The sequence below is a fragment of the Patiriisocius sp. genome (assembly GCF_051252435.1).
Lineage (GTDB): Bacteria > Bacteroidota > Bacteroidia > Flavobacteriales > Flavobacteriaceae > Patiriisocius.
This window is the reverse complement of sequence record NZ_JBPOFW010000008.1, coordinates 42,026-52,469: the sequence shown is the minus strand read 5'-3', so window position 1 is coordinate 52,469 and position 10,444 is coordinate 42,026. Positions and strand designations below refer to the sequence as shown.

At 38.0% G+C, this 10,444-nt stretch carries 10 protein-coding genes; all 10 read left to right on the top strand.

The features are described 5' to 3' along the window. The 10 genes from ACSHW7_RS14505 (at position 1) to ACSHW7_RS14460 (ending at position 10,441) form a co-directional block, all read left to right on the top strand. Positions 1-492: a DUF305 domain-containing protein gene (locus ACSHW7_RS14505; RefSeq protein WP_435680087.1), complete on the top strand. Its 492-nt coding sequence runs from the start codon at positions 1-3 to the stop codon at positions 490-492. Positions 493-496: 4 nt separating this feature from the next. Next, on the top strand, positions 497-2,224 hold the full coding sequence (locus ACSHW7_RS14500) for an efflux RND transporter periplasmic adaptor subunit (protein ID WP_435680086.1): 1,728 nt from the start codon (positions 497-499) through the stop codon (positions 2,222-2,224). Between the two features lie 48 nt (positions 2,225-2,272). Further along, a complete protein-coding gene (locus ACSHW7_RS14495; protein WP_435680085.1) occupies positions 2,273-2,590 on the top strand; it encodes a DUF6660 family protein in 318 nt (105 codons plus the stop codon). A 49-nt stretch (positions 2,591-2,639) separates the two neighbouring features. Next, positions 2,640-4,826: a TonB-dependent receptor gene (locus tag ACSHW7_RS14490; protein ID WP_435680084.1), complete on the top strand. Its 2,187-nt coding sequence runs from the start codon at positions 2,640-2,642 to the stop codon at positions 4,824-4,826. A gap of 2 nt (positions 4,827-4,828) precedes the next feature. Then, a complete protein-coding gene (locus ACSHW7_RS14485; RefSeq protein WP_435680083.1) occupies positions 4,829-5,242 on the top strand; it encodes a Fur family transcriptional regulator in 414 nt (137 codons plus the stop codon). Between the two features lie 44 nt (positions 5,243-5,286). Next, positions 5,287-7,257, top strand: coding sequence for a heavy metal translocating P-type ATPase (locus tag ACSHW7_RS14480; protein ID WP_435680082.1), 1,971 nt, complete (start codon positions 5,287-5,289; stop codon positions 7,255-7,257). A 79-nt stretch (positions 7,258-7,336) separates the two neighbouring features. After that, on the top strand, positions 7,337-7,825 hold the full coding sequence (locus tag ACSHW7_RS14475; protein WP_435680081.1) for an asparaginase domain-containing protein: 489 nt from the start codon (positions 7,337-7,339) through the stop codon (positions 7,823-7,825). Between the two features lie 68 nt (positions 7,826-7,893). Next, positions 7,894-8,745: a LuxR C-terminal-related transcriptional regulator gene (locus ACSHW7_RS14470; RefSeq protein WP_435680080.1), complete on the top strand. Its 852-nt coding sequence runs from the start codon at positions 7,894-7,896 to the stop codon at positions 8,743-8,745. 276 nt (positions 8,746-9,021) lie between these two features. Further along, the gene (locus ACSHW7_RS14465; protein WP_435680079.1) at positions 9,022-9,858 is read left to right on the top strand and encodes an RteC domain-containing protein; all 837 of its coding nucleotides are present in this window, start codon (positions 9,022-9,024) and stop codon (positions 9,856-9,858) included. Between the two features lie 298 nt (positions 9,859-10,156). Further along, the gene (locus tag ACSHW7_RS14460; protein ID WP_047550478.1) at positions 10,157-10,441 is read left to right on the top strand and encodes a helix-turn-helix domain-containing protein; all 285 of its coding nucleotides are present in this window, start codon (positions 10,157-10,159) and stop codon (positions 10,439-10,441) included. Positions 10,442-10,444: the final 3 nt, after the last annotated feature.

The following is a 10,444-nucleotide window of genomic DNA, read 5'->3' as shown; positions in this document are numbered from 1 at the left end:
ATGAATGCAAACGAACACACAAATTCAGGAAAATCAAAAAACCATTATACACGTTTTGTAGCGATGTTGGCTTGCTCTTTTGTAGCAATGTATATCACGATGTATTTAAATACTTATGAATGGGACCACGTTTGGTTTAGTCTTACACGATTCTATATGGTATGTCTTGGTATTGCTGCGATGGCCATCATAATGTTTGTGGCAATGCGTGGTATGTACCAAAATAAAAAGAAGAACATAGCCATAGTCTTGGGAAGTATCGTTCTATTTGTAGGTGCATTAGGACTGGTACGCGACCAAAAATCAACGGTGGGCGATGTACTCTGGATGAAGGCAATGATACCACACCACTCAATCGCAATTCTTACCAGCGAGCGTGCAGATATCCAAGACCCAGAAGTCAAGAAATTGGCAGAAGAAATCATCAAGGCACAAAGAAGAGAAATTGCCGAAATGAAAGAAATGATTGAACGTTTAGAAAACGAAAAATAAGATTATGAACAAGAACATTTTATATATAGCAATAGCCGTAATTATAGGTTTGGGCGCAGGCTGGCTCATTTTTGGAAATGGGTCGAGTGCTTCAAATAAGGATATTTCTGAAATGTCAGACCACGACCACTCTGGCGAAACCGAAGACCAAATGTGGACGTGTTCAATGCACCCACAGATAATGCAACCCGAAGCTGGTGATTGCCCTATATGTGGAATGGACTTAATCCCTGCGGAAGCTGGTGCTGAAGGTCTCGCTGCAAACGAGATTAAAATGACCGAAAACGCAATGGCGCTGGCAAATATCCAGACCACTATCGTAGGTAATACACAATCCAGCGATGATGACGGTATGATATCCCTTTCGGGAAAAATAGCTGCAAACGAAGAAAATAATACCGTGCAAGCCAGTTATTTTAAAGGTAGGATAGAACGACTTAATGTCAACTATGAAGGTCAGCAAGTAAACCGTGGTCAGTTACTGGCAACCATTTACGCGCCAGACCTTGTCGCGGCGCAGCAGGAATTAATTACAGCTGCATCGCTGAAAGCATCGCAACCAGCGTTATACAAAGCTGTGCGCAATAAACTAAAAAATTGGAAACTTTCGGACTCACAAATTAATTCTATTGAAGAAAGTGGAACGGTACGTGAGAACTTTCCGATTTATGCAACCGTTTCGGGAACTGTTTCAGAAGTAATGTCAGCGCAGGGCGATTATGTAAATCAAGGACAGCCTATTGTGAAATTGAGCAATCTTAATTCTGTTTGGGCAGAATTTGATAGCTATGAAAATCAGATAGCACAATTTAAGGTTGGACAAAAAATCAACATCACGACCAATGCCTATCCCAATAAGGAATTTGAAGGAACTATCTCTTTCATCGACCCTATGCTTAACAATGCCACACGAACGGTAACGGTGCGTGCAACCCTACAAAATCGAGATGACTTATTTAAGCCAGGAATGTTTGTGACGGGCAAGGTCAAAGGCGCAACACAAACTATGGGAAACACCCTTTCTGTTCCCGCAAGTGCTGTACTGTGGACGGGCGAGCGTTCATTGGTATATGTAAAAACCAATCCAAATGAACCTGTTTTTGAAATGCGCGAAGTAACCTTGGGCAATCGCTCTGGCGAGAATTACCAAGTATCAGCTGGACTGAATAATGGCGATGAAATAGTAACAAATGGAACGTTTACAGTAGATGCAGCTGCGCAACTGCAAGGTAAAAAATCAATGATGAATCAGCAGATGATGCAGGATGAATCAGCTATGATGGGCGATATGGAAATGAGTTTCAGTAATGCGTTTAGCTCTGCCTTTAATGAAGCTCTGCAATCCTATCTTAAAATGAAAGACGCATTTGTAGTGAGCGATCCTGGTAAGATTTCCACTTTCGCGAAAGCGACATCAAAAAAATTAAAGGAAATATCTATAACGGAATTAGGCAAAATGGAAAAGCAACATCTTACCAAAAGTATTGAGATGCTTGATGCCATTGCCACCAATGACAATCTGGAAAACCAGCGCGCACATTTTGTGATACTTAATGAGAACATTGTGCCTATTGCTATGAACATAGAAAACTTGACAAATTATTATGTCCAAAAATGCCCAATGGCAAATAATAATAAAGGCGCAGTATGGTTAAGTACTGAAGCAGAAATAAGAAACCCATACTATGGTGATGCAATGTTGACTTGTGGTAGTGTGATTGAGTCATTGTAGTAATTATTTGCAACCCAGTTGCACCAAAATATTTTTACCTTTGTGCCAATGAATTTTGTTACACTCATATTATCATTACTAATACTTGTCTTGACTATAAAACCTTGCTCTGATGGCAATAATGCTGAAGACCAACATAAGGACGAAATAGGTGTAAATCACAATCATCAAGAAGATAGCGATGATTCGTGTCCCATTACTTGTATTTGTAATTGTTGTGGAATGACTATTGCGTACGAACCTATCCAAACAATCGATTTAAAACTCAACTTCAAGATTTCTACTATAGATTTTTCTACCTATCAATCAAATTACCGTTTCGGTTTTCTTCCCAATATCTGGCAACCGCCACAGTTGATTAGCTAAACAAAGACAAGAAGTCAACATTTTAGTTAATCAAATTTTTACATTTAAAATGAATAAATACCTTTTGAGCACAATGCTCATATTATTTCTGTGCTTTTCAATCAAAGCGCAGACAACAGACCTTCACATTAGAGTCCTTTCAGAATCTGATAACGAACCCTTATTGGGGGCAACAGTCTATTTCGAAGAACTTGAGAAAGGCGCAATAACCGATTTTGATGGAATTGCAACGTTTACGGATATGCGTGACGGGCAATATCAAATAACAATTTCCTATTTGGGTTTTAAAACCCTAAAAATAAACATCCAAATTCCGAGTGAGTCAGATTTCATTTTCAAACTCGAAGCTGGCGGAAATGAATTGGACGAAGTAGTCCTACAATCATCAAGAAGTACAAGAACCGTTCGAAAGACACCAACAAGGATAGAATTTATTGGCGCCGAAGAATTGGGCGAAAAAGCCATAATGAACCCAACCAATATTTCAATGGTACTTCGTGAAAGTACGGGAATCCAAATGCAACAGACTTCTTTGAGCAGCGCTAACACAAATATTAGAATCCAAGGACTTGATGGACGATATACACAGCTTTTAAGAGACGGGTTTCCACTTTATGGTGGCTTTTCAAGCGGTTTGAGCATTCTGCAAATTCCGCCTTTGGACTTACAGCAGTTTGAAATAATTAAAGGTAGTTCATCAACGCTTTATGGTGGTGGCGCAATTGCAGGTTTGGTAAATATGGTTTCCAAAACGCCTGACGATGAACCAGCATTGGATATTATGCTCACACAAACACAAGCATTGGGAAGTACCGCTAATGTATTTTATAGCAAGCGAAACGAACACTTTGGCATTACACTTTACGGTTCGGGTCATTTTCAAAAGGCGTATGACCCAGAAGACGACGGTTTCAGTAATTTGCCCGAAACTACTTCTATTTCATTCAACCCAAAATTCTTTTACTATCCTTCTGAAAAAACAACGTTTTGGTTCGGTTTAAACGGTACGTATGACGACAGAATAGGTGGCGATATTACAAAAATTGAAAGTGGCCAAAACGGCATTCATCAATATACAGAAGAAAACGTCTCAAAACGATTGAGCAGTCAGGCAGTTTACTCAACGCAAATAGATTCGGTTAGTTCCTTAAATATTAAAAATAGTGTTGCCTATTTTGATAGGGATTTGACTATACCCGATTTTAGTTTTGAAGGACAGCAAATCAATACGTTTTCAGAAATTAACTATCAAAAGTCAGCCAATAGAACCGATTGGATTGTTGGCGCAAACATATATTCTTCAGATTTTGATGAAAATGACAGCGCATCATTACAGCGTGACCAAACCCATTTAACATACGGTGCATTCATTAATAATATCTTCGATATTGATGATAACTGGATTTTAGAAACCGGACTACGAGCAGATTATAATACAGATTTCGGTTTTTTCCCACTTCCAAGAATGTCATTGCTTTATAAAAATGATAATGGTTTTTCAAGCAGAATCGGTGGCGGATTGGGCTATAAAATTCCCGACATTTTTACCGAAGAAGCAGAATTCATCAATTTTGAAAATGTACTCGGTATTGATAAGAACGCCATCGACGCCGAAAAATCGTATGGTGTTAACCTCGACTTTAATTATCAAACACGATTATTTGATACGTTTGGATTTTCCATCAACCAACTTTTCTACCTGACTGCGATTAATGATGCATTGTTGTTGAATTCAACGGATAACGGTTTCTTTCAGTTTGAAAATGCAACCGATGAAATTTTTAGCAAAGGCGCTGAAACAAATATCAAATTTACCTACAAAGATTTTAGGTGGTTTTTAAACTATGCGTTTATTGACACAAAACTGCATTATCTTGCCGGCAATCCTCAAAAACCATTGACCGCAAAGCACAACGCAGGTAGTGTACTGATGTACGAATCTGATAAATGGCGCATAGGGTACGAAACATTTTACACCGGAAAGCAGTTTTTATCCAACGGAACCGAGACTACCGATTTTGTAACAATGGGATTGCTCTTGATGCGAAACTTTAAGTATTTAAGTGCTTTTGTGAATTTTGAAAATTTTACAGATAGACGACAAAGCAGGTTTTCGCCCTTGGTTTTACCGCCACACCAAGACCCGATTTTTCCCGAAATATACGCGCCAACAGACGGTTTTATTTTCAGCGTTGGAATTATTATAAAGCCATTTGGTAACGAAGACAACGATTAAGTATGAAGAGAATAGAACAACTATTAGAAGAAAAAGATATTCGCATTACGGCAATGCGATTGCTGGTTTACAAATTTCTTGCAGAAAAAGAAGTGGCCGTCGCCTTGACAGATATCGAGAATGCTTTCGCGAAAGCAGATAGAACCACCTTATACAGAACGGTTAAAACATTTGAAGAAAAGGCAATTGTCCACCAAATAGACGATGGCACCGGAATAACAAAATATGCCCTCTGCGAAAAAGGGTGCAATTGTGAGATTGAAACCGACTTGCATTTGCATTTTCATTGTAACAATTGTTGCGAAACCGTATGCTTGACGGAACACAAAATCCCACAGATAAAAGTGCCAGATGGTTTTGTTTCAGAGAATGTGAATTTGGTTGTAAAAGGAATTTGCGACAAGTGTAGTAGATAATAAATGCACTTCCATTGCACCCATAATTGTAAGTATTTTGCAATATGAAAAAGAAAAAAGTAAACTTACGTGACTTAGAACCAAAAGAACACCAAGGCGAGCACAGTCACGACGATGACCATAACCATAGCAGTCCCGAAGATGTTTCCAATTTTAGGACTTACCTGCCCTCAATTTTCAGCTTTGTGATGCTTATTATCGGGATTGCGGTTGATTACTTTGACACCTTTCCTTTTTTTGAAGGCTGGGTCAGAGTGGTCTGGTACACCGTTGCCTATATACCCGTTGGTTTTCCTGTTATAAGGGAAGGTTGGAACAGTATTAAAAATGGCGATTTTTTCACAGAATTTTTCTTAATGTCGATTGCCACTTTAGGGGCATTTGCCATTGGCGAATATCCCGAAGGTGTAGCCGTAATGCTATTTTATGCTGTGGGTGAACTGTTTCAAAATGCAGCGGTCAACCGAGCCAAAAGAAACATTAAAGCTTTACTGGATGTAAGACCAAATGAAGCTTTGGTTTATCGTGATAACGATTTTGTTTCCGTAAATCCCGAGACTGTTGAGATTGGCGAAAAGATTCAGGTACGCGTTGGCGAAAAAGTTCCGCTTGATGGCATTTTAATTTCTGAAAAGGGCTCTTTTAATACTGCTGCCTTGACAGGCGAAAGCAAACCTGATACTATTGCTAAAGGCGATACTGTTTTTGCTGGAAGCATCAACCTCGATGGCGTAATTGAAATTGAGACTACTAAAGAATTTAAGGATAGTTCCATTGCACGAATTCTGGATATGGTGCAGAATGCAACTGCCAGAAAATCAAAAACTGAATTATTTATAAGAAAGTTCGCGAGAATTTATACGCCTATTGTTGTCTTTCTTGCTATCGGTCTGACGTTCTTACCTTACTTTTTTGTAGATGATTATGTGTTTCGGGATTGGCTATATCGCGCATTGATATTCCTTGTGATTTCGTGTCCGTGTGCGCTGGTTATTTCTATTCCTTTGGGCTATTTCGGCGGATTGGGTGCGGCATCACGAAACGGTATTCTATTCAAGGGTGCATCCTTTCTCGATGCAATGACCCAAGTAAACACAGTCGTAATGGACAAAACAGGAACTGTTACCAAAGGTGTTTTCAAAATCAAGGAAATCAATTCCATCACATTTGAGGAAGCCGAGTTTATGAAGTATTTGATGGCGATGGAAGAGCAATCCACTCATCCTATCGCCAAGGCGATTCTCGAATATAAAGCAGACGATTCAGATTATGAAGCGACTGATGTTTTAGAGGTTGCAGGAAAAGGGTTGAAAGGAACAGTCAATGGGAAAACGGTGTTGGTAGGAAACAAAGCTTTGATGACTTCAAACAACATAAAAGTCCCTTCGGAAACAGATGGTATCGTAGAATCAATCGTTATGGTATCCATTGATGGAAATTTTACAGGTTATGTAACTATTGCAGATGAACTAAAGGATGATGCGCACCAAGCCATTGAACAAATTCGGGATTCAGGAATTTCAAAAATTATAATGCTATCAGGCGACAAGGACTCTATTACACAGCAAGTTGCAAAAGAGTTAAATATCGATTGGGCAAAAGGTGGGTTGTTACCCGAAGATAAACTGAATGAAGTCGAAGAGCTTAAAAAACAACCTGAAACAAAAGTCGCATTTATCGGCGATGGCATAAACGATGCACCAGTTTTGGCAGCAAGTGGTGTAGGTATTGCGATGGGTGGTTTGGGTAGCGACGTAGCCATAGAAACAGCCGATGTTATCATACAGACCGACCAACCCAGTAAGATTGCAAGAGCGATTAAAATTGGTCGTTCAACTCGACGAATTGTCTGGCAAAATATTGGGCTTGCCTTTGGTGTAAAGGTTATTGTCCTCATTCTTGGTGCAGGTGGATTAGCAACAATGTGGGAAGCTGTGTTTGCCGATGTTGGTGTTGCTTTGCTCGCTATTCTCAATGCAGTTAGATTGCAGAAAATGAAGTGGCAGGACTCTTAGAGTGCTATCTTGGCCGAAGATATAAAGGGGGTTTCAAATAAATTAGCGCTATCTTTATAAGTAGAGGAAGTCCTTAATTATGATTCACATATTCACAACAGGCGGTACAATCGAAGGGTTGGATTATACAGATGATAGTGGTATAACTTCATCCGACGTAGGGATTGAAGATTTTTTAAATAAAGCAAATGTCGATTTTGAATATATCATCGAAGGTGTCTTCAAAAAAGACAGTCGAGCCATAACAGATGATGACAGAAAGCTATTGGTTAGCAAGATAAAGGAAACTAATGCGACTAAGATACTGATTACCCACGGTACTTTCACGATGAAAGATACCGCAAAATATATAGGAAAACTCAATTTGAACAAGACAATAGTTTTGGCTGGGTCTTTCATTTTGGGTTCATCTGCAGACACAGATGCACCTTTTAATTTAGGGTATGCAATTAGCTCATTACAGCTTCTAAAACCGGGTGTTTATATTGCTATGAACGGACAAATCTTTAATTGGAACAATGTTTCCAAGAATTTAGAAACCAACAAATTTGAGCGCAATGGAAAGTAGAGTAAATGTTTGGCACATCGATACATTGGACGACTTTTTTTTATCTATTAATAGATACGTTCATAGTATTGCTTACACTCTACTTTTCCAGAAAGAAAACGCGCAGTAGTCTAAGGCGTTTTCTCTACCTCGGAATCTTGTTTGTTGCTTATAATGCTACTGGTGGTTTCTTACCAATTGACAACTTCCCAGGTCCTTTTATTTTGCAGTATATTATTACCTATGGTGTTGCCATCGCCTTGTGTGTCTATATAGTTTACTACCTCTATAAAGAATACGATATTGTTGTTTTGAAATTCAATTCATCCATAAGAAACCTTGCTATACTCGCAAGCGTGAGTTTTGTGGTACTGTTTCTAATCCCTTATTTTCTGACCGATTCCCTTAATTCTGCACGCTTTCTATTTACCATTCCTATTTCTGCTATCGCTTTTGTTTTTCTGTTTATTTTCTATCGTCGAATATCAAATCCCAGCAATCCAAATCCTTTCATAGTAAGACGAAACAAACTCTCAATGGTAAGTATAGCAAGTATTGCCTTATTACCTATTTGCACAGTCATCGGCGATTATCAATGGATAACATTTACCGTAATGAATCTGGCTTTCTTTGCCATAACAGCGATTGAAGCAGATAGGTATTTGTACTTCATAGAAAACAATAACCGAATGTATGAAGTCTTTGCATTAAAGAAAAAACAACGTGACGAATCGGTAGAGCGTAAAATTATATATGAAGATTTGACCCGTAGAGAAATCGAAGTGGCTTTGTCAATTTTAAGTAATTTAAGCTACAGAAACATCGCCAAAGACTTATTCATTGCAGAAAGTACCGTATCAAAACACGCATCAAATATCTTCAAAAAGACAGGTGTAAAGAATAGGCGTGAATTTTTGAAGCGATTCAAGAAGAAAAAGTAAGCAAATTCAATTCTATACAGAACCCACTATTTGCAATACTTCACAAATAATCCGTAGAAAAATACGGACTATTCCGTAATTATATACGGTACGTTTTCCTTGTACAATTACGAAGTAAAGTTACTTTAGTAAGAGTTCCCTAAAATACACCAATGAGCCACTAATTTTATGACTCGTGACTTTCATTTATAACATTTTGCAGGACTATGACATCAGCTAACCAATCGTATCAACTAAATCCCATTTCTATGGCTTATTACCTAAAAGTTCCTGCTTATGAATTCGCAATTACTATCAAAAAAACTTCTAAAGGATCTGGATGAAATTAAAATCCAAAATGGAAACATTTTGGAAAGTGCTAATCGTTCCATAAAGGCCTGCCGTAAATTATTAAGTGCCTATAAGAAAGATATAATTGAAACAAAATTTAAAACTATTCAAGATGAAATAAATTTCTTCAAGAAAACTAAGCAGGTTCCACTCATTAAACTGATATACTTTTCAGAAATACATTCTTTTGAGATTCAACTTCCCAAGGGCGATAAGGATGCCCAACTAAAATCGATTAAGAAGAAAATCAATAAAATCAATCGTTTCTTTCTTTACAATATTGATTTTGGGCGTTATGTAAATTCCGGTGCTACCCATTTCGATAAGGAATACTACACACGAGATTACCTCGAAACATTCCACATCACAACTTCTAAATTTTATTTTCAAGACCCAGAGTTTTGTACACCGAGAGATATGCTACTCGGTAAATACATAGCTTACGATTTATTGGTAGTTTACTTGGATGAAAAAAAGCATCGGATTAGGAAAGGACTAAACGGCAAACTAAATGGCGTCAAGAAAATAGAAAAGATGGACTGGCCTTTTTCTAATACAGACTACGTGGAACTGGTTTACGCATTGTGTGCGAAAGGATTGGGCAAACAGGATAATCAAAGCATAATGCAAGTTTCAAAAAAATTACAACAGCTATTTGATATTGAACCAAAGGACATCTACAAAACCTTTCAGGATATTAAAAACCGTAAGAATAGTAGAACACTTTTTCTCGATGAACTTTCTACCTCATTACTCATAGAAATGGACAAAAGCGAGGAATAACAGTCAAATTTTTCTCTTAAAAAATAACCGTACTACGGTTGACCTACGGTCTTTTGATTTTGGAAGCATTCTTCATACAATTTGGTATGATTTGGCACACTATTTCTAATTCACAACCCTCAAAACACACAAAATCCATCAAATTTCAAGATGTTAAATTTTGACCGTAGTACGGTCGTACTGGGGAATAAAATCCAATAAACCTATTCAAATTTGTAGAACGAAAGTCAAATCAGGTCAGGGACTATCATTTAAAATCATAAACCAGATGGTCCCTTTCCATTAAAACCGTTCTATTATGCCGACAAGTATTATTACCACAGACGACCTTCGGGAATTCAAAATGGAATTGCTCGATGACATCAAACAATTATTGACAAGACAAGCCAGCGGAAAGCTCAAAAAATACCTAAAATCTTCCGAGGTAATGGACTTGCTTCAAGTAAGTCCAGGAACACTTCAAAATCTTCGTATCAATGGCACATTGCCATACACAAAAGTGGGTGGTATTATCTACTATGATACAGAGGAAATTCAAAAAGTTATGGATGCCAACCGTGTGCACCACGGTCTAAACTCTTAAGCG

Excerpts from the sequence above, each read along its gene's own strand:
- ACSHW7_RS14505 (WP_435680087.1), top strand. The coding sequence starts at position 1 with ATGAATGCAAACGAACACACAAATTCAGGAAAATCAAAAAACCATTAT.
- ACSHW7_RS14500 (WP_435680086.1), top strand. The coding sequence starts at position 497 with ATGAACAAGAACATTTTATATATAGCAATAGCCGTAATTATAGGTTTG.
- ACSHW7_RS14495 (WP_435680085.1), top strand. The coding sequence starts at position 2,273 with ATGAATTTTGTTACACTCATATTATCATTACTAATACTTGTCTTGACT.
- ACSHW7_RS14490 (WP_435680084.1), top strand. The coding sequence starts at position 2,640 with ATGAATAAATACCTTTTGAGCACAATGCTCATATTATTTCTGTGCTTT.
- ACSHW7_RS14485 (WP_435680083.1), top strand. The coding sequence starts at position 4,829 with ATGAAGAGAATAGAACAACTATTAGAAGAAAAAGATATTCGCATTACG.
- ACSHW7_RS14480 (WP_435680082.1), top strand. The coding sequence starts at position 5,287 with ATGAAAAAGAAAAAAGTAAACTTACGTGACTTAGAACCAAAAGAACAC.
- ACSHW7_RS14475 (WP_435680081.1), top strand. The coding sequence starts at position 7,337 with ATGATTCACATATTCACAACAGGCGGTACAATCGAAGGGTTGGATTAT.
- ACSHW7_RS14465 (WP_435680079.1), top strand. The coding sequence starts at position 9,022 with ATGAATTCGCAATTACTATCAAAAAAACTTCTAAAGGATCTGGATGAA.
- ACSHW7_RS14460 (WP_047550478.1), top strand. The coding sequence starts at position 10,157 with ATGCCGACAAGTATTATTACCACAGACGACCTTCGGGAATTCAAAATG.